Origin of the sequence: Pseudomonas sp. 67(2021), from assembly GCF_017491835.1 — a bacterium.
Lineage (GTDB): Bacteria > Pseudomonadota > Gammaproteobacteria > Pseudomonadales > Pseudomonadaceae > Aquipseudomonas > Aquipseudomonas atacamensis.
Map to the genome: position 1 here is coordinate 212,668 of NZ_JAFGYL010000002.1, position 25,908 is coordinate 238,575.

General features: G+C 60.8%; 23 protein-coding genes. 12 read left to right on the forward strand and 11 right to left on the reverse strand.

Features of this window, described 5'->3' with window-relative positions; all coding sequences use genetic code 11:
• Positions 1-6: 6 nt before the first annotated feature.
• From J5M66_RS04595 to J5M66_RS04615, 5 genes are read right to left on the reverse strand one after another with little or no spacing between them, the layout of a single operon-like run.
• Entirely contained in the window at positions 7-837 is an 831-nt protein-coding gene (locus J5M66_RS04595) for a DUF2797 domain-containing protein (RefSeq protein ID WP_024012501.1), read from the reverse strand.
• The gene (locus tag J5M66_RS04600) at positions 834-1,094 is read right to left on the reverse strand and encodes a DUF1315 family protein (RefSeq protein WP_042609561.1); all 261 of its coding nucleotides are present in this window, start codon (positions 1,092-1,094) and stop codon (positions 834-836) included. Before J5M66_RS04600 ends, J5M66_RS04595 begins: the two co-directional genes overlap by 4 nt.
• Positions 1,095-1,129: 35 nt before the next feature.
• Entirely contained in the window at positions 1,130-1,999 is an 870-nt protein-coding gene (locus J5M66_RS04605) for a rhomboid family intramembrane serine protease (protein WP_207807304.1), read from the reverse strand.
• Positions 1,996-2,967: a metallophosphoesterase gene (locus J5M66_RS04610; protein WP_024012499.1), complete on the reverse strand. Its 972-nt coding sequence runs from the start codon at positions 2,965-2,967 to the stop codon at positions 1,996-1,998. The genes J5M66_RS04605 and J5M66_RS04610 overlap by 4 nt, the downstream gene beginning before the upstream one ends.
• Positions 2,967-3,857, reverse strand: coding sequence for an NAD(+) kinase (locus tag J5M66_RS04615; protein WP_016774212.1), 891 nt, complete (start codon positions 3,855-3,857; stop codon positions 2,967-2,969). Before J5M66_RS04615 ends, J5M66_RS04610 begins: the two co-directional genes overlap by 1 nt.
• 114 nt (positions 3,858-3,971) lie before the next feature.
• Between J5M66_RS04615 and J5M66_RS04620 the strand changes: the two genes are divergently transcribed.
• Complete coding sequence (locus tag J5M66_RS04620; RefSeq protein WP_207807305.1) at positions 3,972-4,922, forward strand: DUF1853 family protein; 951 nt, start codon at positions 3,972-3,974, stop codon at positions 4,920-4,922.
• A 115-nt stretch (positions 4,923-5,037) separates the two neighbouring features.
• Here J5M66_RS04620 and J5M66_RS04625 read toward each other — a convergent pair whose 3' ends face one another.
• Entirely contained in the window at positions 5,038-6,321 is a 1,284-nt protein-coding gene (locus J5M66_RS04625; protein ID WP_207807306.1) for an arsenic transporter, read from the reverse strand.
• Positions 6,322-6,470: 149 nt separating this feature from the next.
• Positions 6,471-7,028, reverse strand: a complete 558-nt coding sequence (locus tag J5M66_RS04630; RefSeq protein ID WP_207807307.1) for an NAD(P)H-dependent oxidoreductase — start codon at positions 7,026-7,028, stop codon at positions 6,471-6,473.
• Between the two features lie 183 nt (positions 7,029-7,211).
• Here J5M66_RS04630 and J5M66_RS04635 point away from each other — a divergent pair, with 183 nt between their 5' ends.
• Positions 7,212-7,442: a hypothetical protein gene (locus tag J5M66_RS04635; RefSeq protein ID WP_071171849.1), complete on the forward strand. Its 231-nt coding sequence runs from the start codon at positions 7,212-7,214 to the stop codon at positions 7,440-7,442.
• An 85-nt stretch (positions 7,443-7,527) separates the two neighbouring features.
• A complete protein-coding gene (locus tag J5M66_RS04640) occupies positions 7,528-8,421 on the forward strand; it encodes a LysR substrate-binding domain-containing protein (RefSeq protein ID WP_207807308.1) in 894 nt (297 codons plus the stop codon).
• On the opposite strand, the gene J5M66_RS04645 is transcribed toward J5M66_RS04640, so the two are convergent.
• The 4 genes from J5M66_RS04645 to J5M66_RS04660 form a co-directional block, all read right to left on the reverse strand.
• Positions 8,387-9,001, reverse strand: coding sequence for a GNAT family N-acetyltransferase (locus J5M66_RS04645; RefSeq protein WP_016774208.1), 615 nt, complete (start codon positions 8,999-9,001; stop codon positions 8,387-8,389). The genes J5M66_RS04640 and J5M66_RS04645 overlap by 35 nt on opposite strands.
• A 292-nt stretch (positions 9,002-9,293) precedes the next feature.
• Positions 9,294-10,052: a DNA polymerase III subunit epsilon gene (gene dnaQ, locus J5M66_RS04650; RefSeq protein ID WP_024012494.1), complete on the reverse strand. Its 759-nt coding sequence runs from the start codon at positions 10,050-10,052 to the stop codon at positions 9,294-9,296.
• Between the two features lie 214 nt (positions 10,053-10,266).
• Complete coding sequence (gene rnhA, locus J5M66_RS04655; RefSeq protein ID WP_007910572.1) at positions 10,267-10,737, reverse strand: ribonuclease HI; 471 nt, start codon at positions 10,735-10,737, stop codon at positions 10,267-10,269.
• Between the two features lie 90 nt (positions 10,738-10,827).
• Positions 10,828-11,586, reverse strand: a complete 759-nt coding sequence (locus J5M66_RS04660) for a methyltransferase domain-containing protein (protein ID WP_041480625.1) — start codon at positions 11,584-11,586, stop codon at positions 10,828-10,830.
• A 66-nt stretch (positions 11,587-11,652) separates the two neighbouring features.
• On the opposite strand from J5M66_RS04660, the gene gloB reads away from it, so the two are divergent.
• The 9 genes from gloB (at position 11,653) to J5M66_RS04705 (ending at position 25,784) form a co-directional block, all read left to right on the forward strand.
• Positions 11,653-12,420, forward strand: coding sequence for a hydroxyacylglutathione hydrolase (gene gloB, locus J5M66_RS04665; protein WP_207807309.1), 768 nt, complete (start codon positions 11,653-11,655; stop codon positions 12,418-12,420).
• Between the two features lie 99 nt (positions 12,421-12,519).
• Complete coding sequence (locus J5M66_RS04670; protein ID WP_207807310.1) at positions 12,520-13,983, forward strand: transglycosylase SLT domain-containing protein; 1,464 nt, start codon at positions 12,520-12,522, stop codon at positions 13,981-13,983.
• A gap of 332 nt (positions 13,984-14,315) precedes the next feature.
• Entirely contained in the window at positions 14,316-16,148 is a 1,833-nt protein-coding gene (locus tag J5M66_RS04675) for an extracellular solute-binding protein (protein ID WP_207807311.1), read from the forward strand.
• Complete coding sequence (locus tag J5M66_RS04680; RefSeq protein ID WP_122506907.1) at positions 16,145-17,986, forward strand: extracellular solute-binding protein; 1,842 nt, start codon at positions 16,145-16,147, stop codon at positions 17,984-17,986. Before J5M66_RS04675 ends, J5M66_RS04680 begins: the two co-directional genes overlap by 4 nt.
• Before the next feature lie 4 nt (positions 17,987-17,990).
• Positions 17,991-19,064: a microcin C ABC transporter permease YejB gene (locus tag J5M66_RS04685; RefSeq protein ID WP_016774154.1), complete on the forward strand. Its 1,074-nt coding sequence runs from the start codon at positions 17,991-17,993 to the stop codon at positions 19,062-19,064.
• Position 19,065: 1 nt separating this feature from the next.
• The gene (locus tag J5M66_RS04690; RefSeq protein WP_016774153.1) at positions 19,066-20,085 is read left to right on the forward strand and encodes an ABC transporter permease; all 1,020 of its coding nucleotides are present in this window, start codon (positions 19,066-19,068) and stop codon (positions 20,083-20,085) included.
• Position 20,086: 1 nt separating this feature from the next.
• Positions 20,087-21,697: an ABC transporter ATP-binding protein gene (locus J5M66_RS04695; RefSeq protein ID WP_039763245.1), complete on the forward strand. Its 1,611-nt coding sequence runs from the start codon at positions 20,087-20,089 to the stop codon at positions 21,695-21,697.
• A 19-nt stretch (positions 21,698-21,716) separates the two neighbouring features.
• Positions 21,717-22,511: an enoyl-ACP reductase FabI gene (gene fabI / locus J5M66_RS04700; RefSeq protein ID WP_014339032.1), complete on the forward strand. Its 795-nt coding sequence runs from the start codon at positions 21,717-21,719 to the stop codon at positions 22,509-22,511.
• A gap of 150 nt (positions 22,512-22,661) precedes the next feature.
• The gene (locus tag J5M66_RS04705; RefSeq protein WP_207807312.1) at positions 22,662-25,784 is read left to right on the forward strand and encodes a hypothetical protein; all 3,123 of its coding nucleotides are present in this window, start codon (positions 22,662-22,664) and stop codon (positions 25,782-25,784) included.
• Positions 25,785-25,908 lie beyond the last annotated feature (124 nt).

The window sequence follows — 25,908 nt, forward strand, 5'->3', positions numbered from 1 at the left end:
GAATCCTTATTGATGCACGGCGAGCTGGTAAGCCGTGTATTTACGAATGTTGATCACGCCGGTGTCAAAGATCAGGTACTGGCCCTTGATCCCCAGCAGCGTGCCTTCGGCAATCGGGTTCTTGTCCAGGTTGAAGCTGACGATTTTCGCCGGGTATTGCTCGACGGGATAGCGGATTTCCAGCGGTTCGACATCGGCAATCGTCTGAATCGCCTGTAGGCCGAATCGCTCCTGCAACCCTTGCAGGCCCTCAGCGCAGCTTTCGAACAACTGATCGCGCACCTGCGCCAGATCCACCGCCGCCGCATCGCCCTTGAGCAATGCGCGCCAGTTGGTCTTGTCCGCCACCTGGCTGCGGAACAGGTCTTCGACAAAGCCCGATTGCTGGCGCGTCGACACACGCATGATCGGCAGCGCCTGACTCGCGCCCTGATCGAGCCAGCGCGTCGGCAACTGCGTGGCACGGGTGATGCCGACCTTGATCCCCGACGAGTTGGCCAGATAAACCACATGATCGGTCATGCAGAACTGCTGGCCCCACACCGGATCGCGGCAGGTGCCGGCGTCGAAGTGGCAACGCTCCGGACTCATGATGCACAGGTCGCACTGCGCCAGTTTGGTCATGCACGGGTAGCAATAACCCTGACTGAAACTGGTTTTGGTCTTGCGCCCGCAATGGGTGCAGTGAATCGCCCCCAGGAATTCCAGACGCAACGTGCTGCCGATCAACGGATTGACCGGCACCTCGACGTCATCCAGACGAAACGCGTACTGCACGTTCGGCCCGTCCAGACGCGCCGACATTTTACTGATTGCACCGCGGCCAATCTCGATCAATGGATGGCATCCGACTTGAACAGGATGTTCGGCACTTCGATCGACTTCGACGCACACTCTTGCGGGCCCATGTAACCGGTGCGCTGGTCTTCCGGCAGGTTCTGGATTTCCCAGGCAATCATTGCCTGCAACGACAGCTCGCGCTGTTCGGCAGTGAGTTTGTTGCCGTCGGACCATTTGCCGATTTCCACGGCCAGTTTCAGGCTTTCGTAGATGTCCGGGGTGATGTTGCTGATCATGTCGTTGAAAGAGGACATCAGGGTCTCCGTGCTCTTTGCTGAAACAAAAAATGTTAGACGGCCAGTTTACGGCGGTTATACAAACCGCCCAACAAACCGGTGAAGCATCCGATGAGTAACCCGCTCAGGTGCGCGGCGTTGGCGATCTGGCCGAAACCGATCAGCGAAATCAGCCCGGACATGCACACCACCAGCCACACCAGCATCATCACCAGCACGCCGCGCGGCAGACGATAGGCCGGGTTCGGCGCCAGCAGCTGGAAAATCCAGCAATGCCCGAGCAAGCCGTAAAGCACGCCGGACAGCCCACCAAACAGGCTCGGCCCGCTCCAGACGAACTGCGCGTAGTTGGACACCAGACTGAACAACAGCGTCAAACCGAGCAGATTGATGCTGCCCTGGCGCGATTCGATGCGCCGCCCCAGCTCCCAGTACCACATGCCGTTCATGGCCAGATGGAGGATGCCGAAGTGGATCAGCATCGGCGTGACCAGCCGCCACCACTGCCCTGCCGCCAGACTGTCGGCCAGCGGCGTGAAGTGGATGTACTCGCCGATCACGCGAAAATCGAGGAAGGTCAGCCAGCGCAGCGTTTCCAGGTTTTCGCCGAGGAAGGTCAGACCACCGACGATCAGGCTCAACAGCAGAATCAATCCGGTCGCCTTGGCGTGTTTCAGTTGTTCGGCGAAGCTTGGCCGTTTGGAGGTCTGGCCCATGGGTACGTCCAGTTGCTGATCCGGGTCGCCGGCCGGGAAGCGCTCGTACAACGAACGCACGTCCTCGCTGATTTCCTCCGGCGCCCACAACACCTGTTCGCCCGCCTCTTCGCTGACCCGATGGGGCACTTGCATGCGTTGCAGCAGTTTGACAAAACCGCTCAAATCCACCGCCAACGGCAGGCGCAACACCGCTACCGCACTCATTGCAGCACCTCCGGCCGCTCGACATCGACCCAGACGAATTTTTGCGGATCCAGGCGCGTTTCCTGGTCCAGACGATAGGCCACCAGTTTGCCGTAGAGCACGGCGCTGTAATCCAGGCACGCGAGGTTCGGGCGGATCGGCGCCGGTTTGCCGCTGCGCCAGTAGTGGCCGACGAACAGCAACGGCTCGTCGACGCCATAGCGCAGCAGGGAATTCTTTTCAGTGGACGTCAGCGGCGTCTGCGCGACAGGTTCCGGCAGTGCATCGGGCTGGAAGACGATGTCGCCGTAGGTTTTCGGGTCGTCTTCCCAGAACTTGGTGCGGAAGAACGAACGCACCAGACCGTCGCCGCTGGTCATGGTCAGGCCACCGGGCAGGCGCATGTCGGTGCCGCGCAGCAGGCGATCGAACACGGTGCAGGCGAAGCTGCCGGGCACCGCCGAGGCCTGGAGGAAATGCTCATCGACGCAGCCATTGGGGAACAACGCCCGCAGCGGCTCGATCAGACCGGCGTCCCAGCACGCATGGACGACGCGGAAGCGACCGGCATCGACGAACAGCGGCAGCTCGTAGAACCATTGCTGGAAGTCATGCCAGTCGCCGGGATGGTCTTCAAATTGAGTCAGGGTTTCCTGCAACAGCCGCGCATGGCGCTTGGTGTGTTCGCGCACGAACTGCTTGCCGCTGCCCGGTGGCGCCGGGGTGACCCAGCCGAGCGCGTTGAATTCGTGGTTGCCCATGATGCACAGCGCCTGCCCTGCTTCGACCATGTCGTGGACGATGTGCAGCGCCTCGCGAATGCGCGGGCCACGGTCGATGATGTCGCCGACGAACACCGCCATGCGTGACGGATGCCGCCAGACCCCGCCCTGCTTGTGATAACCGAGACGGTCCAGCAAGTGTTCGAGGGTCATGGCGCATCCGTGCACGTCACCGATCAGGTCGTAACTGCGCGCGGGATCGAGCATCAGTCGCCTCCGCCCCCCAGCTTGCTGCCCCAGCCAAGCTTGGTGCGGCACACCTCGTAGTAATTGTGATCGAGCGGATGAATCAGGCGCAGCTTCTGCGCTTTCTTGCTCACGGTAATGGTGTCGCCCGGTGCGCAGGTGAAGTGGTTCTGGCCGTCGCAGGAGACCTGCGGGTAGATCTGCATATCTTTGGACACGACGATTTTCAGCTCACTGTTGCCATCGACCACGATCGGCCGTCCCGACAAGGTATGGGGGTACATCGGCACAATCACAATAGCGTCGAGCTTGGGATGCATGATCGGCCCGCCGGCAGACAAGGCGTAGGCAGTGGAGCCGGTGGGCGTGGCGACGATCAGGCCGTCGGCCTTCTGGCTGCAGACAAACTGGCCGTCGATGTACAGCTCGAATTCGATCATCCGCGTCGATTTGCCCGGGTGCAGCACCACGTCGTTGAGCGCATCGCCCTGGCCGATGGCCTCGCCATGGCGACGCACTTCGGCTTGCAGCAGGAAGCGGTTTTCCACCAGATAGTGGCCGTCGAGCACTTCGGCGACCTTGATTTCCAACTCGTCCGGGCGAATATCGGTGAGGAAGCCGAGGCTGCCACGGTTGATGCCGAGCACCGGAATATTGTGTTTGGCCAGCGCCCGCGCGGCGCCGAGCAGGCTGCCGTCACCGCCGACGACGATGACCATGTCGCAGACTTCGCCGAGCATCTTGCGCGACGAAGTTTGCAGGCCGTGGCCGGGCAGGACTTCAGCGATGGTGTCTTCGAGGATCACATGCAGGTGACGGTCGAGCAGAAAGCGTTTCAGTCGGCGGACGGTATCCAGCACCTGGGAGCTGCCCAGGCGACCGATGATGCCGATATTACGAAATTGCTCCATGGGACCTCTGCGGACAATCGAAAACGCGAAAACCCGATTATGGGCGAAAGCGCCAGATAGACAAAATCCTTTCAGCCTCAAGGGTGCGCTCAGGTTTAAGGCTATGCTCGCAAGATGATCCTGTTTCCCGACTTGTTGCAGTTGCCCCATCAGTTACGCCATCCCGAAGTGCGGGACCTGGCGTGGGTGATCCTCGCGCCGCCGATGCTCGCCGCTACACCGTGGCCGCAGCGCCATCCGCTCGCCGGCAGCGACTGGGTGCACGACCCGCAGCGTCTCGAACACTGGCTGCGCCAGCTCGACCACGACAGTTACGGCCTGCTGCAATGGCTGGCGCAGGCGCGCACCCGCCGTCTGGGCCTGTATTACGAGCGCCTGTGGCAGTTCGCCGTCTCGCATGCGCCGGGCATCGAACTGATCGCCGCCAACCTGCCAATCCGCCGCGCCGGGCACACCCTCGGCGAGCTGGACATGCTGCTGCGTGACCGCGACGGCGTGCATCATCTGGAACTGGCGATCAAGCTCTACCTTGGCCCGCAGGATGGCGATGGCCGCGATCCCGCGCAGTGGCTGGGGCCGGGTTGTCATGATCGGCTGGATCGTAAGCTGGCGCATCTGGCCGAGCATCAATTGCCGATCTCGGCGCGCCCGGAAAGCCGCGAAGTGCTCGCGGCGCTGGATATCGAAACCTTCAGCGCGCAGCTGTGGCTGGGCGGTTATCTGCTGTATCCGTGGCCCGGGCAGGCCGAGTCACCGCACGGCGCGCATCCACAACATTTGCGTGGCAGTTGGCTGCATCAGAAGGACTGGCCGGCGTTTGTCGCCCAACGCCCGCCGGGCCGCTGGCAACCCCTGCCCCGCCACGCCTGGCTGGCGCCGGCGCATTACCCGGCGGATCAGGTCTGGACAGATGAGCACCTGCGTTTGTGGCTGGAAGACCTGCCAGCACTGGCCCCGGCGCAGTTGATGGTGCGCCTGACCGAGAATGCCCAGGGCGAATGGGAAGAGGCCGAGCGGTTGTTTCTGGTGGCGGATCTTTGGCCGAATGTGCCCGGCCAAACCTGAGATTTGTGGTGTCTGGCCCAATTCGCGAGCAGGCTCGCTCCCACAGAGAATGCATTTCAAATGTGGAATGCGATCCCTGTGGGAGCGAGCCTGCTCGCGAAAAGAGCAACTCGGTCTATAGGGATAACCGCACCGCCAACGCCGCCAACGTCACCAGCAACACCGGCACCGTCAGCACAATCCCGACGCGGAAGTAATAGCCCCAGCCAATGTGAATGCCCTTGCGCTCCAGCACATGCAACCACAACAAGGTCGCCAGACTGCCGATCGGAGTGATCTTCGGCCCCAGGTCGCTACCGATGACGTTGGCGTAGATCATCGCTTCCTTGATCACGCCGCTGGCCTGACTGGCGTCGATCGACAGCAAGCCGATCAACACCGTCGGCAAGTTGTTCATGATCGACGAAAGCAGCGCCGTCAGCACCCCGGTACCCATGGCCGCGCCCCATACACCGTGCTTAGCGAACACGTCCAGCCATCCGGCGAGGTAACCGGTGAGCCCGGCGTTGCGCAGGCCGTACACCACCAGGTACATGCCCAGCGAGAAAATCACGATCTGCCACGGCGCTTCTTTCATAACCTTGCGCGTGGAGATCTTGTGGCCGCGCGCAGCGATACCCAGCAGCAGCGCGGCGCACACGGCAGAAATCGCGCTGATTGGAATGCCCAGCGGTTCCAGAGCGAAGCAGCCAATCAACAGGATCACCAGCACCGCCCAACCGGCATAGAACGTCGCCTTGTCGTGGATCGCGGTTTGCGGGTTTTCCAGTTGTGCAGGATCGTACGCCGCCGGGATGTCGCGGCGAAAAAACCACAGCAACATGCCCAACGTCGCCGCCACGCTGATGAAGTTGACCGGCACCATCACTGCGGCATAGCGGTTGAAGCTGATATGGAAGAAGTCCGCCGAAACGATGTTGACCAGGTTCGATACCACCAGCGGCAGGCTCGCCGTATCGGCGATAAACCCGGCGCCCATGACGAATGCCAGCGTCGCCGCCGGTGAAAAGCGCAGTGCCAGCAGCATCGAAATTACGATCGGCGTGAGAATCAGCGCCGCACCGTCATTGGCGAACAACGCCGAGACCAGCGCACCGAGCAGCACCATGAAGGCAAACAGTTTGCGCCCACTGCCCCGCCCCCAACGCGCCACGTGCAGCGCTGCCCAATTGAAAAAGCCAGCCTCGTCGAGCAACAGGCTGATGATGATCAGCGCCACGAAGGTGCCGGTGGCGTTCCAGATGATCTGCCAGACCAGCGGGATATCCGTGAGGTGGACGACGCCGAAAATCAACGCCAGCACGGCGCCCAACGTTGCACTCCAGCCGACGCCGAGCCCCTTGGGTTGCCAGATGACGAGGGTGATGGTCAGCAGGAAAATCAGTGACGCAGCGAGCATTCGCAGAAGCCTTCAAATAGCGAAACGGGTGGAAGTCGAACAAATGTGGGAGCGAGCCTGCTCGCGAAAGCGGTGAGCCAGACATGAAATTATTATCTGACACACAGCCTTCGCGAGCAGGCTCGCTCCCACAGTGAGTTTCGGTGAGCTTATTTCTTGTGTTGCTCGACGAACTGGCCGTAGGCATCGATGAATTTCTGCAGGAACGGTTTCACCGAGTCGCTCAGCTTGCCCGCTTCATCAAACGCGGTGCCCGCACCGCCCAGATACGCTTCCGGCTGTTGCAGGCAATGAATATCGAGGAAAACGAACGTCTGACGCAGGTGCTGGTTGGCGCCGAAGCCGCCGATGGCGCCTGGCGAGACGCTGATCACCGCACCGGGTTTGCCGCTCCAAGCGCTCTGGCCATAAGGACGGGAACCGACGTCGATGGCGTTCTTCAACGGTGCCGGGATCGAGCGGTTGTACTCGGGGGTGACAAACAGCACCGCGTCGGATGACGCCACTTTCTGACGGAAAGTGCTGTAGGCTGCCGGCGGAGAATCGCCGTCGATGTCTTCGTTGTACAGCGGCAGTTCACCGATTTCGACAATCTCGAGCTTGAGATTGGCCGGCGCCAGTTCGGCGAGGGCCAGTGCGACTTTGCGATTGATCGATGCTTTGCGCAGGCTGCCGACCACTACAGCGACGTTGTAGACATTGCTCATGGATGACTCTCGATGGTCCGTGGGAAGAGTCGCTAGTTATAGATGATCCAGTGACATTTTCACCAGTGGTCATTGGTTTTTCCTGCGCGATGAATATTTTTTTCCTGTAGGAAAACTTACCGAGCTTGGTGACGGTCTACAAAGCCGCAAATCAAGCGTTTTATCTCCAGAGGTTCTAAGCAGATGGCAGCAGTACTCGTCGGTCAGTTTCATGCAAGAGACGCGGAAGGCCGCGTTTATTCCGTGCATGAATTCCAGGAATCGAACCCGTCTGCAGACGGATCCACTGGCTCGGAGCCCATTTACAAACTCGCCATTGGCGATCGGGTCAACAAGGTCAGTGACAGCGAGTTTCTCCTGGTTCAATCAGGCATTACCCTGATTCGCGAACCTGAGCCAACCGTCGCTCAATAACCCAGCGTTATGAGCAGAAGTCATGCGAGCGGACTTGGGGTAGGATTCAGCGTCTGACCCCACCTGCTGAACATGGACTTCACGCATGCGTTTACGCCACATCGAAGTGATTCAGGCGCTCTTGCAGACCGGTCACCTGGGCACCGCCGCCGAATGGCTGCAATTGCCGGTGACCGAGGTCGAAGAGCGTTTGCGCGAAGCCGAGAGTCAGCTGGGGTTCATGCTGTTTGCCAGCGTTCGCGGGCGTTTGCAATCGACCCCCGAAGCGCGCGCCTTGCAAGTGGAAATCGCACACGTTTACGAGGCGCTTGAGCCGGTGCAGCGTCTGGCCAGCAGCCTCAAGCAATACCTCGCCCCGCCCCTGCGCATCATCGGCACCCCGCCGCTGGCCCAGCATTTGTTGCCGCAGAGCCTTGCGACCCTGCGTCGGCGCTTGCCAGACGCCCCGTGCAGCCTGGTCAGCGCGCCGACTCGCGACATCGTCCGCAGCCTGTTATTGCGCGAAAGCGATCTGGGCCTGAGCCTGCACGACCCCGAACACCCCGATATCCACTGCCAGCCGCTGGCCCAGGGCAAGCTGCAATTGCTCGCTCCGCACGGCTGGCTGCAACCGAAACAGAAATATATTTCTCTGGCAGACCTGTCCGGTCAGGCCATGGTCGGTCTCGAAGGTCAGGATCCGCTGAGCCCGGCAATGGAAAACAAACTCCAGGCCTTGCGCCCGGCGCCAAGCATTCAGACCCGCGTGCAGACCCATCAGATGATGCGCAGCATGGTCGAGGCCGGCGAAGGCCTGGCGATCGTCGACCCCTTCACCGCGTTGGGCGCCCGCGCCGGTGGGCTTGACGTCTGCCCGCTCTCACCGGCTGTGCCGATCAACCTCTACGCACTGACCTTCAAACATGCCACGCCGTCGGCGGCGATTCAGACACTGCTGACCATCGTCACGGAACAAGCCGAGGCGATGTTGTCGAGCTGAGTGGTTTTTCCAGCGGATTATCGAACAGGCGATACCAGAACAACGCGACTTCAGCGGTATGCGGATCGATGCCGCGATAGCGCAACTGGTCGATGCCGCCGATCACATAACCGCAGCGCTCATACAGCCGACAGGCGCCGAGGTTGTTGTTCTGGGTTTCGAGCATGATGCCCGGCAGCTTCTTCTTGCGACTCCAGAACTGCGCGACATCGAGCAACGCCTTGGCCACGCCGTGGCGACGGGCCGGGGCATGCACCGCCAGTTCATCGATGTGGGCAAAGCCGTTCCAGTTGGTGCTGATCACCAGGTGACCGACCGGCTCGTCGTCCAGGTACGCCATGAAAATCGCACTGTCGGGCGCGTTGTGAAAGGCGCTGAATTCTTCGGGATCAATACCGTAGCACTTGCGATACGGCACGATTGGCGTCACCGGCCACTGCTCGACCGGCTTGCCGATCACGGCGGCGCCATAGGCGGCCACCTCGAAACTGAAGTCGCTGCCCCAGATATACGGCGCAAAACCTTCGTCGGCGACCCGCACCGACAACCCTGGGTATTTCGGATTCATGACCGGTTGCATACTGGGAAAAGTCCTCATTCCTTGACGCAGCCGACAGTGTCGACCTTGCTGTCGCGATGGATGATTGCCAGCGCAAATTTCAACTCTTTGTACATGAGGCTCAGTGTCCTGAGGCGGCAAATTTGCACCTGACCAGTGCACTCAGGGTAGAGCGTTGCGACGAATGTGGCGAGAGTGGCAACTTGGCTCCATGTCGCCAAACGCAAAAAATCGCTGCCTTCCTGGTCCCCACTATGGAATGCAATCCCGGTAAGAGCTGCCGAAGGCTGCGATCTTTTGATCTTCGGTTTTTTCAGGCCTGCGCATCAGCCTCGGCAATCTGCGTCCACAACGCCGGCGCTCCCGCCGATTTGGCGATGATTTCCAGCCGCACCAGATGCGCCGCCAGTTCTTCTTCAGTCGCCCGGATGATGCGTGCTGGCTGACGATCGACCGGCAGGCGGCGGATTTCGGTAGCCGAGTTGTCGGCACCCTCGCCCGTGCCATTGCCGTCGGACGCGTTGCCAGCCAGCGACAGGCTGGTCTGGCCGCCGGTCATGGTCAGGTAGACGTCGGCGAGAATCTCCGAGTCGAGCAAAGCGCCGTGCAGTTCACGGCCGGAGTTGTCGACGCCGTAACGCTTGCACAACGCATCGAGGCTGTTGCGCTGCCCCGGGTGACGTTCCCGGGCCATCATCAGGGTGTCGAGGATGGTGCAATGCTGGGTGATATCGGCGCGATCGTGCTGGCCCATCAAGGCGAATTCGTTGTTGATGAAGCCAACGTCGAACGCCGCGTTGTGGATGATCAGCTGTGCGCCCTGGATGAACTCGAAGAACTCGTCGGCGACTTCGGCAAAGCGCGGCTTGCCGACGAGGAATTCGTTGGTGATGCCGTGCACACCGATCGCACCTTCGTCACTTTCGCGATCCGGTTGCAGGTAAACGTGGAAATGCCGGCCCGTCAGGCGCCGACCGATCAGTTCGACGCAACCGATTTCAATGATCCGGTGACCATCGGTCACCGGCATGCCGGTGGTTTCGGTATCGAGTACAACGGATCTGGTGGCCATCAGTGCTCAGCTCTCAACGGGTCAATCGGGCAAAGGCGCGGATGTTAACACGCTGGGAATGAAGCCTGTAGGAGCTGCGGCACGCTGCGATCTTTTGATTTTTCTTACAGCAAGATCAAAAGATCGCAGCCTTCGGCAGCTCCTACAGGGGAATGCATTGCAAATGTGGGAGCGAGCTTGCTCGCGAACGGTCACGCCACAGTTAGAAGCGAAATCAGCTCTGCTTGTAACCGCGAACTTCATCCACCCCACGGTTGGCCAGTTGGTCAGCCCGCTCGTTACCGTGATGACCAATGTGCCCGCGCACCCATTTCCAGGTGACTTTGTGGCGGTTGACCTGCTCGTCCAGCTCTTTCCACAGATCGGCATTCTTCACCGGTTCTTTCGCAGCGGTTTTCCAGCCGCGCTTCTTCCAGTTGGCCATCCACTCGTTGATGCCTTTCATCACGTATTGCGAGTCGGTGACCAGCAGCACTTCGCAGGGGCGCTTGAGCGCTTCGAGGCCACGAATCGCGCCGAGCAGCTCCATGCGGTTGTTGGTGGTGTTGGCCTCGCCGCCCCACAGTTCCTTTTCGACGCCCTTGCACACCAGCAGCGCGCCCCAGCCGCCGGGGCCGGGGTTGCCCTTGCAGGCGCCGTCGGTGAACAGTTCTACGGTGTCGACGCTTTCCACGCTTTCGCTCATGCCAGTCTTTCCAGAAAAATGCCTGTCCTGCCAATCACGGATCGACAATGACCGCGGCCGGGACAGGCCCGGCCACAAATAAAAGAAGATTTACGGTTCGATGCGGCGGCGGTTGACCTTGGCCATCGGCAGCGGAATCAGCTTGCCCATCGGCTCGCGGCGTTCCTGGCGCAATGGCCGCAGCCCCACCACGATCTTGCGCGCCACCAGCAGATAGAAGCCGCCGCCAGACAATTGCCAGTCACCGGCCTTGCGTTCCCAGCCGGCCAGACGGTTCTGCCACTTGGGTGACGCGAGCGGCGGACGATAGCACCCGAAGCGGCGTTTCTCCAGCGCGAAGCCGAGCAGATTGAGCCAGTCGGCGACCCGCGACGGCGAGATGCAGCGCGCCTTGCGCAGGGCATCATTGGCGAAGAAATGCCGCAGCCCCCAGGTGCTCCAGGGGTTGATGCCGATGATCAGCAGATGCCCGCCGGGGCGCACGCTGCTCGCTGCTTCACGCAGCAAACCGTGGGGCGACAGGCAGAAATCGAGGCCATGCTGCATCACCACCACGTCGGCGGCGTGCTCGCTCAACGGCCAGGCCTGCTCTTCGCAGACGATCTCGACCCCGGGCAACGGCGCGCCAAGACGCACGTTGCGCTGCACTTGCGGCGCGGCCGGCGGGGTTTCGGCGGACGGGCCGTAATGCACAAGATAACCGCCGAAGAACCGGCCGAGCTCGTCGTCGAGCATGCGCCGCTCTTCATCCAGCAGAAATTGCCCGAGCGGCCCCGACAGCCATTCGCGGGCGGCGCTGATCAATGCCAGCCAGTCGGGATCGGCCTGAGCGAACGCTTTATCGGTCATGTCATTCTCCAACGCGCCAGGAACTACTAAGATGCGCCAATGTTTTCCGCTTGGCGAATTCCGACGATGATACAGATCAGTGCCCTGCCCGCGTTCACCGACAACTACATCTGGTTGTTACAGGATCATCAGACCCAGCGCTGTGCGGTGGTCGATCCGGGCGACGCCGCCCCGGTGCAGGCGTGGCTCGATGCGCATCCGGGCTGGGTGCTCAGCGATATTCTGATCACTCACCATCACCATGACCATGTCGGCGGTGTCGAGCGCCTGAAAACCGCGACCGGTGCCAAAGTCTACGGCCCGGCCAGCGAACGTATCCCGGCACGCGACGTAGCCCTCAAGGACAACGACAGCGTCAGCGTGCTCGGCTGGGACTTCGACGTCTATGCGGTGCCCGGTCACACCCTGGGGCACATCGCCTATTACCACCATGGCCTGCTGTTCTGCGGCGACACCCTGTTCGCCGCCGGTTGCGGCCGGTTGTTCGAAGGCACACCCGAGCAGATGTACCACTCGCTCAGCCGTCTCGCGGCCCTGCCGGAAGATACGCTGGTGTACTGCACCCATGAATACACCTTGAGCAATCTGAAATTCGCCGCCGCCGTCGAGCCGGGCAATCCGGACATCGCCGCCCGTCTGGAAAAGGTCACGCAGCAACGGCAGAACGGCGTGATGACGTTGCCGTCGACTTTGGCCCTGGAAAAGCTCACCAATCCGTTTTTACGCACTTCTGAAACATTGGTTACACAAAAAGTGGACGAACGGGAAGGCGCGCAAAACCGGGAGCCGAGCGAGGTATTTGCGGCTCTGCGGGCATGGAAAGACAAGTTCTGACAAGCGCGCCGGCCGGGACAAAAATTCTCAATGGTTGACCGCAGGGGGTGCGCTTTCTAGAATCGCCCGACATTTTTGCCCGGAACTTACTTCCAGCCAATGTCGTCATCCATACGTAAGTCCGTCAATTCAGATGCTTTGACCCGCCTGGCGCAAGCCATCGCGGTGGCTGTGTCCGCCACGCTGGCGGGTTGCTCCAGCCACGCTCCGCAGACTGAAGCGACGCACACGCCGAACATTGCTGCGCGAGCCAAGCAGAAGCCGATCTGGCTGACCGAGAAGCCCACTCCCGTGGCGCCCCAGGACATCTGGGAACGCATGCGCCAGGGCTTCCAGTTGCAGGAAGGCCTTGGCGTCAATCCGCGCATCGAGCAACAACGCCTGTGGTTCGCCAGTAATCCCTCTTTTCTCGAGAATGCCGGCGAACGCGGCAGCCTCTACATTCATTACATTGTCGAACGCCTCGAAGAGCGCAACATGCCGCTGGAACTGGCCCTGCTGCCGGTGATCGAGAGCGCGTACAACCCGATGGCCTACTCCCGCGCCGATGCGGTCGGCCTGTGGCAATTCATTCCGTCCACCGGGCGCTACTTCAACCTGCGCCAGACCCGCTTCTACGACGGTCGTCGCGACATCACCGCTTCGACCACGGCAGCGATGGATTACCTGACTCGCCTGCACGACATGTTCAACGGCGACTGGCTGCTGGCTCTGGCGGCCTACAACGCCGGTGAAGGCACCGTCAGCCGCGCGATCGAGCGCAACGAAAAGCTCGGCCTGCCCACCGACTACTGGAACCTGCCGCTGCCGGCGGAAACCCAGGCCTATGTGCCGAAGTTGCTGGCACTGTCGCAAGTGGTACTGGCGCCTGAAGCCTACGGCGTCAACCTCAACCCGATCGCCAACGAGCCGTACTTCCAGGTCGTCGAAATCAACCAGCGCATGGACCTGTCCAAGGTCGCTGCGGTGGCGAACATCGATGAAGACGAACTGTTCCAGCTCAATCCGGCGTTCAAACAGCGCACCACCATCGACGGTCCGCAGCATTTGCTGGTGCCAACGTCCAAGGCGCAACTGCTGACCGCCAGTCTGCAGACCATGCGCCCGGACGAACTGATCAGCCCGCGCTCGCTGAAACCGGTGTTCGAAGGCGCCGATCCGTCGGAAGTGGCACAGCTCAAACGTGCTTATCGGGTCAAGCGTGGCGACAACCTCGGCTCGATCGCCAAGGCCAACAAGGTCGAAGTCAAGGATCTGCAGCGCTGGAACAAGCTGACCGGCAAGAACCTCAAGGTCGGCCAGACCCTGGTCATGCAGGACAACACCAAGCGTGCACCGGCGCGCAAGTCCGGCCGGGTCAACGCCGTGGTCGCGGCCAATACCAAGAGCAAAGGCAAGGACGAGAGCAAGCAGCAGACCCGGTACAAGGTCAAGCGTGGGGACACTCTGTACGTGGTGGCGAAGCGCTTCAACGTTGAGATGCAACATCTCAAGCGCTGGAACCCGGGTGCGGGCAAGGCACTCAAACCTGGGCAGATGCTCACGGTTTATCAGCCGCACTGATTGAAGAGCCCCTGAATTCAGGGGCTTTTTATTGCCGATTGCTTTGTGCCAGGCGAAACACTGTGGCGAGGGGATTTATCCCCGCTGGGGTGCGCAGCGACCCCGTTTTTTTCGGCATCTTGAAGAAGGGGGACTGCTGCGCCGTCCCAGCGGGGATAAATCCCCTCGCCACAGATAAATCCTCCTCGCCGCAGATAAATCCCCTCACCACAGGAACAAATCAGCTCAACATCGTGTAGCGATTAACCCGGCATTAACCCGCATCTTTTTCCTGTCCAGACAAGCTGTTACTGTACGGCCCACAAAGCCCAAGCCGCTGGATCGGATCTGACTTGAAGCGTGCCCTCTCCCTGCTCCTGATCAGCCTGGCCTTGAGCTCACCCGCAAGCGCGACGATTACCGAAAGTCACGGTTATGCGCAGTTCGGCACGCTCAAGTACCCGGCCAGATTTACCCACTTCGACTGGGTCAACCCGCAAGCGCCCAAGGGCGGTACGTTGCGGGTGATGGCGTTCGGCACCTTCGATACGGTCAATCCGTACACTTTCAAGGGCACCAGCCCGGTCACCACCGCCAATTTTCTCCAGTACGGCATCAACGAGCTCAACGAGCCGCTGATGGTTGGCACCGGGCAGTATTCGCCGTCCGGCGACGAACCCGCGTCGAGTTACGGGTTGATCGCACAATCGGTGGAGTACAGCGAAGATCGCAGCTGGGTCGTCTTCAATTTGCGCCCCGAAGCGCGCTTTCACGACGGCGCGCCTGTCACCGCCTACGACGTGGCGTTCTCCTATCGAACGCTGCTCAAGGACGGTCATCCGCTGTATCGCACGGCCCTGCAGGAAGTGCTGCGGGTCGACATCCTCAACAAGCAGCGCATTCGTTTCGTGTTCAAGCGCTCGGGCAATCCGCTGTTGATCCTGCGCCTGGGCGAATTGCCGGTACTGCCGCAGCATTACTGGAAAGACCGCGACTTCAAAGCCACCACCTTCGAACCGCCGCTGGGTAGCGGGCCGTACCGCATCACGTCGGTCACGCCGGGTCGGCAGCTGATTTTCGAGCGGGTCAAGGATTACTGGGGCAAGGACTTACCGGTCAATCGCGGCAAGTACAACTTCGATCGCATGGAAGTCGAGTTCTACCGCGACAGCGATGTCGCCTTCGAAGGGTTCAAGGCCGGTGAGTTCGACATCTACATCGAGCATCAGGCGAAGAACTGGGTCAACGGTTACAACTTCCCTGCTGTACGTCGTGGCGAAGTGATCAAGGTGCAGATCCCGCATCAGATCCCGACCCAGACTCAGGGCCTGTTCATGAACAGCCGCCGCGCGACCTTCGCCGATGTCAGGACGCGCGAAGCGTTGGGTCTGATGTTCGACTTCGAATGGACCAACCGCGCGCTGTTCAGCGATGCCTATAAACGCACCACCAGCTACTATCCCAACAGTGAATTCAGCGCCTCGGGTTTGCCGGTCGGGCATGAATGGCTGATGCTCAAGCCTTACAAAGAGCAGTTGCCAGCCCGGCTGTTCACCGAGCCGTTCACCCTGCCGAAAACCGACGGCCGTGGCATCCCGCGCGAGACCATGCGTAAAGCCCTCGCCCTGCTCGCCGAGGCCGGTTGGAAGCTCCACGGCCAGCGCCTGCAAGACAAAGACGGCCGACCGCTGCGTTTCGAACTGCTGCTGGTCAATCCGAGCCTGGAGCGGCTTTATCAGCCGTACATCGAGAATCTCAACAGCATCGGCATCGACGCGCGCCTGCGTACCGTCGATCGCGCCCAGTACAAACAGCGCCTCGACCAATTCGATTTCGACATGATCTCGATGACCCTCGGCCAGACCTTAAGCCCCGGTCTTGAGCAGTGGCAGTACTTCCACTCCAGCCAGGTAAACGTCAAGGGCAGCAAGAATTACGCGGGCATCGCCAACCCGGTGGTCGATCACCTGCTCGAACAATTGCTCGCCGCGCGCACCCGCGACGAGCAGGTCGCCGCCGGCAAGGCGCTCGACCGCGTGCTGCTCTGGCAGCACTACAGCATTCCCAACTGGTACCTCAATTATCACCGTCTGGCCTACCGCAACCGGTTGGCCTTTGTCACCACGCCGCCCTACACCCTGGGCCTGAGCGCATGGTGGCTGAAGTCTTCGGAGAAAGATCGATGAACGCTGTTCGCACCCTGCTCGTGCAGGCCAGCGGCTTGCTGTTCGCCGGGCTGGCCTGGGCCGCCCCGCAACACGCCGTGACCCTGTACAACGAGCCGCCGAAATACCCGGCCGATTTCAAGCATTTTGACTATGTGAATCCCGATGCGCCCAAGGGCGGCGTGTTTCGTCAGGCCGGGTTCGGCGGCTTCGACAGCCTCAACCCGTTCATCAACAAAGGCGTGCCCGCCGATGACATCGGCCAGATCTACGACACCCTGACCAAACACAGCCTCGACGAGCCGTTCACCGAGTACGGCCTGATTGCCAGCAAGATCGAAAAAGCCGACGACAACAGTTGGGTGCGCTTCTACCTGCGCCCGGAAGCACGCTTCCACGACGGCCACCCGGTGCGCGCCGAAGACGTGGTGTTCAGCTTCGAGACGTTGACCAAGGAAGGCTCGCCGATGTTTCGCGGCTATTACAACGACGTCGCCGAAGCCATCGCCGAAGACCCGCTGAAGGTCTTGTTCAAGTTCAAGCACAGCAACAACCGCGAGCTGCCGCTGATCCTCGGCCAGTTGCCGGTCCTGCCGAAACACTGGTGGGCCAGCCGCGACTTCAACAAGGGCAATCTGGAAATCCCGCTGGGCAGCGGCCCGTACAAGGTCACCCAAGTGAAGGCCGGCCGTTCGGTACGTTACGAACGGGTCAAGGATTACTGGGGCAAGGACTTGCCGGTCAACCGTGGCTTCTACAACTTCGACACGATGACCACCGACTACTACCGCGACAACACCGTCGCCCTCGAAGCGCTGAAGGCCGGGCAGTTCGATTATTGGCTGGAGATGACCGCGAAGAACTGGGCCAGCGCCTATAACGTTCCGGCGGTCACCGAGGGCCGTTTGATCAAGGAACTGATCCCCAACAGCAACCCGACCGGCATGCAAGGCTTCGTGTTCAACCTGCGCCGCCCGGTGTTCCAGGATGTGCGCGTGCGTCAGGCTCTCGGGCTGCTGTTCGATTTCGAATGGACCAACAAGCAATTGTTCAACGGCGCCTACGTGCGCACCCGCAGTTACTTCGAGAACTCGGAAATGGCCGCCACCGGCCTGCCCGACGCCGAGCAACGGAAGATCCTCGAACCGTTCCGCAGCAAACTGCCGGCTCAGGTATTCAGCGAAGCCTTCGAAAATCCCAAGACCGACGCCAGCGGCATGATCCGCACCCAGCAGCGTGAGGCCTATCAACTGCTGCAAGAGGCCGGCTGGAAAATCGTCGATGACAAAATGGTCGACGCCACCGGCAAACCGGTGGTGATCGAATTCCTCCTCGCCCAGACCGAATTCGAACGGGTGCTGCTGCCGTTCAAGCGCAACCTCAGCGACCTCGGCATCGATCTGGTGATCCGCCGCGTCGACGTCTCGCAGTACATCAACCGCGTGCGCTCGCGGGATTTCGACATGATGGTCGGCAGCTTTCCCCAGTCCAACTCTCCGGGCAACGAGCAGCGCGAATACTGGATGAGCGCCGCCGCCGACAAACCGAGCAGCCGCAACAGCATGGGCCTCAAAGACCCGACCGTTGACCAACTGGTGGAAAGCCTGATCAACGCCGACTCGCGCAAAAGTCTGGTGGCCCACGCCCGCGCGCTGGATCGCGTACTGCAATGGGGCTACTACGTGGTGCCGAACTGGCACATCAAGAGCTGGCGCGTGGCTTACTGGAATCATATAGGCCACCCGAAAACCTCGCCCAAGTACGACATCGGCATCAACACCTGGTGGGTCAAGCCTGACGCCAAGCCTGCCGTAGAAGTCGAAACCCAACTGCAAGCCGACCCTGCGGGCACGGAGTAATCAGATGCTGGCGTATATCTTTCGGCGACTGCTGCTGATCATCCCGACCCTGTTCGGCATCCTGCTGATCAACTTCGTGATCATCCAGGCCGCGCCCGGCGGGCCGGTCGAGCAGATGATCGCCAAGCTCGAAGGTTTCGAAGGCGCTACCAGCCGGATTGCCGGCGGCGGTGCCGAGGTCGCGGTGGCCGGCTCGTCCTACCGTGGTGCGCAGGGGCTGGACCCGGCGCTGATCAAGGAAATCGAGCACATGTACGGGTTCGACAAATCGGCCCCGGAACGTCTGTGGATCATGGTCAAGAACTACGCGCAGCTGGATTTCGGCGACAGTTTCTTCCGCGACGCCAAGGTCATCGACCTGATCAAGGAAAAGATGCCGGTGTCGATCTCGCTGGGGCTGTGGAGCACGCTGATCATGTATCTGGTGTCGATCCCGCTGGGCATCGCCAAGGCCACGCGGCACGGCAGCCACTTCGATGTCTGGACCAGTTCGGCGATCATCGTCGGCTATGCGATCCCGGCGTTTCTGTTTGCGATCCTGCTGATCGTGGTATTTGCCGGCGGCAGTTATCTGGACTGGTTCCCCCTGCGCGGGCTGACTTCGAATAACTTCGATGAGCTGAGCCTGGGCGGCAAGATCCTCGATTATTTCTGGCACCTGGCATTGCCAGTGACGGCGCTGGTGATCGGCAACTTCGCGACCATGACCCTGTTGACCAAGAACAGCTTTCTCGACGAAATCAACAAACAGTACGTGGTCACGGCCAAGGCCAAGGGTCTGACCCGCCATCGCGTGCTTTACGGCCACGTGTTCCGCAACGCCATGCTGCTGGTGATTGCCGGTTTTCCGTCGGCATTCATCGGCATCTTCTTCACCGGTTCCCTGCTGGTGGAAGTGATCTTCTCTCTCGATGGCCTCGGCCTGATGAGTTTCGAGGCGGCGATCAATCGCGATTACCCGGTGGTGTTCGGCACGCTGTTCATCTTCACCCTGCTCGGGCTGGTGGTGAAACTGATCGGCGACCTGACCTACACCTTTGTCGATCCGCGTATCGACTTCGCCAGCCGGGAGCATTGAGATGAACCTGTCCCCTCTCAACCGCCGGCGCTTCGAACTGTTCAAGGCCAACAAGCGTGGCTGGTGGTCGCTGTGGCTGTTTCTGATCCTGTTCGGCCTGAGCCTGGGCGCCGAGCTGATTGCCAACGACAAGCCGCTGGTCGTGCATTACGACAACAACTGGTATTTCCCGGCGATCAAGCGCTACCCGGAAACCGCGTTCGGCGGCGAATTCCCGCTGGAAGCCAACTACAAGAGTCCGTACATCCGCGAACTGCTCAAGGCCAAGGACGCGTGGATTCTGTGGGCGCCGATCCCCTACAGCTACCAGAGCATCAACTACGACCTGAAAGTCCCGGCCCCGGCGCCCCCCTCGGCGGACAACCTGCTGGGCACCGACGATCAGGGCCGCGACGTGTTGGCGCGGGTGATCTATGGCTTCCGCATTTCCGTGCTGTTTGCGCTGACGCTGACCGTGCTGAGCTCGATCATCGGCGTGATTGCCGGAGCGCTACAGGGGTTCTACGGCGGCTGGGTCGATCTCGCCGGGCAACGTTTTCTCGAGATCTGGTCGGGGCTGCCGGTGCTGTATCTATTGATCATCCTCGCCAGTTTCGTCCAGCCGAATTTCTGGTGGCTGCTGGGCATCATGCTGCTGTTCTCGTGGATGAGCCTGGTCGATGTGGTGCGCGCCGAGTTCCTGCGCGGGCGCAATCTGGAATACGTGCGCGCCGCCCGCGCGCTGGGCATGCAGAACGGCGCGATCATGTTCCGCCACATCCTGCCCAACGCCATGGTCTCGACCATGACCTTCATGCCGTTCATCCTCACCGGCGCCATCGGCACCCTGACCGCGCTGGACTTCCTCGGCTTCGGCTTGCCGGCCGGCAGTCCGTCGCTGGGCGAACTGGTCGCGCAAGGCAAATCCAATTTGCAGGCGCCTTGGCTGGGCATGAGCGCGTTTGCCGTGCTGGCGCTGATGTTGAGCCTGCTGGTGTTTATCGGCGAGTCCGCTCGCGATGCCTTCGACCCGAGGAAGTGAAATGAATCAGGACAATCTGATCGAAGTGCGTGACCTCGCCGTCGAGTTCGGTTTCGGCGAGCGCGTCCACCGCGTGGTCGAGGGCGTGAGCTTCGACATCAAGCGCGGCGAAACCCTGGCGCTGGTTGGTGAATCAGGCTCGGGCAAATCGGTCACGGCGCATTCGATCCTGCGCCTGCTGCCCTACCCCATGGCGCGGCATCCGGCCGGCAGCATCAATTACGCCGGGCAGAACCTGCTGGATTTGAGCGAGAAGACCATCCGCCACATTCGTGGCAACCGCATCGCGATGATCTTTCAGGAGCCGATGACCTCGTTGAATCCGCTGCATTCGATCGAGAAGCAGATCAACGAAGTGCTCGGCATCCACAAGGGCCTCAGCGGCAAAGTCGCAACCAAGCGCACTTTGGAGCTGCTGGAGATGGTCGGCATCCCCGAGCCGCACAAGCGTCTCAAGGCCCTGCCCCATGAACTGTCCGGCGGCCAGCGGCAGCGGGTGATGATCGCCATGGCCCTGGCCAACGAGCCGGAATTGCTGATTGCCGACGAACCGACCACCGCGCTGGACGTGACCGTTCAGCTGAAAATCCTCGATTTGCTCAAGGATCTTCAGGCTCGATTGGGCATGTCGCTGCTACTGATCAGTCACGATTTGAACCTGGTGCGAAGAATTGCGCATCGCGTATGTGTCATGCAGCGCGGTTGCATCGTCGAACAGGCATCGTGCGCAGAGCTGTTCCGTTCGCCGCAGCATCCGTACACTCGGGAATTGCTCGGCGCGGAGCCCAGCGGCGGCCCGGCGAGCAATGAAATCGGCGCGCCGCTGCTCGAAGTCGAGGACCTCAAAGTCTGGTTCCCGATCAAGAAAGGCCTGCTCAAGCGCACGGTGGATTACGTCAAGGCAGTGGACGGCATCAATTTCAGCCTGCCGCAGGGGCAGACCCTGGGGATCGTCGGCGAAAGCGGTTCCGGCAAATCCACCCTTGGTCTGGCGATTTTGCGGCTGATCGGCAGCAAAGGCGCGATCCGCTTTGAAGGCAAGCAGCTAGACTGCCTGACGCAGAGTGAGGTTCGCCCGCTGCGGCGGGAGATGCAGGTGGTGTTTCAGGACCCGTTTGGCAGCCTGAGCCCGCGCATGTGCGTCAATGACATCGTTGGCGAAGGCCTGCGGATACACAAGATGGGCACCGCGACCGAACAGGAAGCGGCGATCATTGCGGCATTGAAGGAGGTAGGTCTGGATCCGGAAACCCGGCACCGCTACCCCCACGAATTTTCCGGAGGGCAACGGCAGCGAATCGCCATTGCCCGGGCCTTGGTGCTGAAACCGGCGCTGATCCTGCTGGACGAGCCGACTTCGGCGCTCGACCGCACGGTGCAGCGGCAAGTGGTGGAGCTGTTGCGTTCACTGCAAGCCAAGTACAACCTGACGTATTTGTTCATCAGCCATGACCTGGCTGTCGTCAAAGCGCTGAGCCACCAGTTGATGGTGGTCAAGCATGGCCAAGTGGTCGAACAGGGAGACGCGCAAAGTATCTTTGCCGCCCCCCAACATCCGTATACACAGCAGTTGCTGGAAGCCGCTTTTCTGGCACCAGCCACTGCGCAATAACCTGAAAGAGGAGCAACACATGGGTTTTCTCGCCGGTAAGCGCGTACTGATCGTCGGTGTCGCCAGCAAGCTGTCCATCGCATCCGGCATCGCTGCCGCCATGCATCGCGAGGGCGCTGAGCTTGCCTTCACTTATCAGAACGACAAACTCAAGGGTCGCGTCGAAGAATTCGCACAAGGCTGGGGTTCGAGCCCTGAGCTGTGCTTCCCGTGCGACGTGGCCAGCGATGAAGAAATCGCCAAGGTCTTCGAACAACTGAGCAAGAAGTGGGACGGCCTGGACTGCATCGTGCACTCCGTCGGCTTCGCCCCGGGCGACCAACTGGACGGCGACTTCACCGAAGCCACTACCCGTGAAGGTTTCCGCATCGCTCACGACATCAGCGCCTACAGCTTCGTGGCCCTGGCCAAAGCCGGTCGCGAAATGATGAAAGGCCGCAACGGCAGCCTGCTGACCCTGTCGTACCTGGGCGCTGAGCGCACCATGCCGAACTACAACGTGATGGGCATGGCCAAGGCCTCGCTGGAAGCCGGCGTCCGTTACCTGGCCGGTTCCCTCGGTCCGGACGGCACCCGCGTCAACTGCGTATCGGCTGGCCCGATCCGCACCCTGGCCGCTTCCGGCATCAAGAACTTCCGCAAGATGCTGGCTGCCAACGAAGCGCAGACTCCGCTGCGCCGCAACGTCACCATCGAAGAAGTCGGCAACGCCGGCGCCTTCCTGTGCTCCGACCTGGCGTCGGGCATCAGCGGTGAAATCATGTACGTCGACGGCGGCTTCAACACCACCGCGATGGGCAACATCGAAGAGTGATCTTCCTGTAGCCAATAGAAAAACCCGCCGGATCCGGCGGGTTTTTTTATGCCTGCAGAACGGTTGCCGCACTACATATGTACCGCCACCGACCCTGCCCTGCCTTTGATACTCGGCGCTCGATGCTTATCAGCCGCCAGGGAGGCGCAGATGAACGACACACCGGTACATGAACAGACGCTGATCCACAATCTCATCGCAGAATTGACCGCCGTACCGGTGGTCACCGCCGCCACGCCGGCGCGCACGCTGGAGGTTCCTCGTCCATGCCTGCTGCGCGAATGGATGGAGCTTTACTGGACCGCCCTCGAACGCCCTGAGTTTCTCGACTGGGCCAGTCGCTTTCACATCGACCTGGATACCTTGCAAATCAAAGGCGACGTTCTGCAAGCGCGCACACCAGCGAATGGCACCTCCGACGTACGCACCTTCACCCTGGAGGACGACTCTGGCTGGTGGCAGGTGGCGCCGATGCTGCAATCGATTTCCCAACGCATCGACCCTGCCGGGTTGGGCCTGCCTTATATCGGCGGCAAGTCCGCCAACCCGCTGTATCGCTTTCCACGGCAAGTGGTGCTGGCGTTCTACGGTTACCCGGAACCGCAAAACCAGATTCAGGCCCGCGTCATCCTCACCGAACTGAAGAAAAGCGGGCTGGCTGCCATCGATGAAAACGGCCACAGCACGTCGGCTGTGGTGAAGGAACGCAACGCGCAACTGGAGGACTTTCGGGCGATCGCCGATCGGATCGATGCGGTGTTGCTGGCGAGCGATCCGTTTGAGCAACGAGGCTTTCTCGATACGCCGGTAACGCTTGCTTCGGCCTCTGTTTCCGCTCCTGTCAGAGGCCCGCGTCTGAAATTGGGCGAGCTGCTGCGTCGCTATGAATTTGCGCTGCCGGAAGATGCGGGACAAGCCAAAGCGCTTGCGCAACGCCTGCGACAGCACAGTTGGCCTGAGCTGCCCTACGTCAGTGACTACGTGCAGACCGGCACCCCTATCCGCAGCTATCGCGAAGACTTCGGCGATCTGGAGGACGTCCGGCATATTGGGCGACGCCTGGAAGTTTTGAGCTGGAACAAGGCACCCAAAGCCAGAATCGATTACGAGGAATTCAGCGAGCCCCATCCGGATTCCACGCTCGCGGTGCAGATGGCGCTGGGCCAGGAGCGCTTGCAGATATTCAGCTCCAATGCGGATTTTCAAGCCATCTTGCAACAGCACGGGTTGCCCGCCGACAGTCCATTGCTGGTGACCGAGTCCGGTCATGTCGGCACGGCCAGCGCCAAAGGCTGGGTCAACCTGACGACTGAAGTGGAAAAGCATTCCGATCTGAAACTTCATCGCGACCAGCTTAAAGCTCAGGCAGGCGAAGCCGGCGGCGCCCTGCGCTCGAGCGGTAAAGTCACCCTCGGGCAAATGTTGCGTTTCTACGAGCTACCGTCGCCAAAAACTGTCGAGCAAGCCCTCTCCCTGGCGAAATGGGACAAGATCAATCTGCACATGCGTCCCGGGCACATGAATCAGTGGTATCTGCTGGGTCAACCCTGGACGAAGACCGAGCGGTTCACCGCGCAGCAACGTCAGAGCATCATCGACACCACCCAGGCTTTTTTGCCCGAAGACTCGCCGCCACTGATCGACTACCTCAGTGAAGGGGTCGACACCGATCTGCCGCTCAATACCCTCAAGGCAAAAGCCGACTACCTGATCAGTCGTATCCTGATCACGTCGCGCGCACGGACGCTGGGCAATCAGTTGGTGAAGAACCTCGGAGCGCCGTCTCACAAAAAACGCCTTCTGGCCACCAACCGCGAGCGCCTGTTGCTCGCTGCATTGATTCTCAGCCTGGAACCGAGCGCCGGTGAAGACATAAACCGAATCGTCGCCCAGCGCCTGGAGGGCAGTGATTTCTGGGGCGACAGTTATGACGAAGTGCGCCGGTTCATCGACCGGCAACCCCAACTCGCACTGGTCAAGAACAAGACATTGGCGACCCACCTGTTATTGTCCGGCATCTCGCCGGAGTTTCTCATCCGGGGCATTCCTCGATCACTGCCTTATATGAGTTGCCTGCGCTGGGTGAGGCTGAAACAGGTCGTGCTGTATATCGAAAGACGCCTGCCGGGCGCGGCGCGCTTGATGACCTACGAGCAATTGCGCGAGCTGACGAAAGGCCCGGCGCCGGCTGATTTCTACAAGTTTCTGCGCGAGGAGCCGTGTGCCTCGGTCGTAGTGGACTGGGCGGTTGCACGAGGGCTGATCCAGCGCGATGCCGACTTTCAAGTCACGGTCTATGACGCCGCCACGCTCAAGCAAGCCGATCTGCTCTTTCGCAACCACAATCGTCTGATTTACGATTTTTACCGCCGGGCCTTCCAGTCGTCACCGCCCACCCCCGCCACTATTGCCCTCGCGGATCTGCGCAAGATCTTCGCTGATTCCCCTCACCTGACAGAGAAGGCACTGTTTGTTCCAGCCTCGGACGCTGATACAACCGGGCCACATTATTCCCTGAGCCAATTACACATTGCCGGCAAGCTAACGGGTGACATGCAGGGATGGCAATCGAGCAATGCACAATTGCAACTGCCATCGATGATTGCCTCGCTGCCCAGACTGAACAACGTGGCAAGCGCTTTTCATGCAGCGCTGGCGGCGCGCCTCAAGCATATGAAGGACGCGCATGTCGCGATTCTCAAGGAAGCGTTCTGCCGGTTGCCGTTGGCGCAACGGCTCGACCTCGAAGACAACACGCTGGAATTGCTCGCGCTGCGGCCAGTATCGGCAGCCACGGACAAACTTGCCAAGGCCGGCACGGCGCCGTTTGGCATATTGGCACTGCTGCATGGGCGGCCAACCAGAGTCTTCGAGATTTTCACCAGCAGAGATGAAGTGGTGCTGCGTCGCGATATCGACATTGCATTACTCAAACCATCGGTGGCGAAAGAAGCGGCGAAAACGCTGCCCCTCGACGCCGAAGCCTATAAAAACGGCTCCAAGCCTCGCTTGAACGCCACCTGCAAGGCGTTCATTACTCGCCTCGATATTGAGGGCGCACCACTGGCGCAACAGGCACGCACCGCCGTGCCCGATACCTTCGCCTCCAACAGAGTCAACGCCATTGCCAGCACCGCCGTCCGGCATCTGTTCGATGCTTATGAAGCGAAAGCCTTGCAAGACGCGTTGCGCATGCCCGAACTCGAGGATGCCGCGGCCAGTCACGAGAAATGGCTGGCGTTTTACCAGAAGCTGAGCCCGCCCAAGCGCTGAGCACTGGCGAATCCGGCGATGAATCGGCTGACGCCTTCGCGAGCAGGCTCGCTCCCACAGAGATGGTGCTGAACTGAAAAATTCTCCGCGCCATCGAAACCTGTGGGAGCGAGCCTGCTCGCGA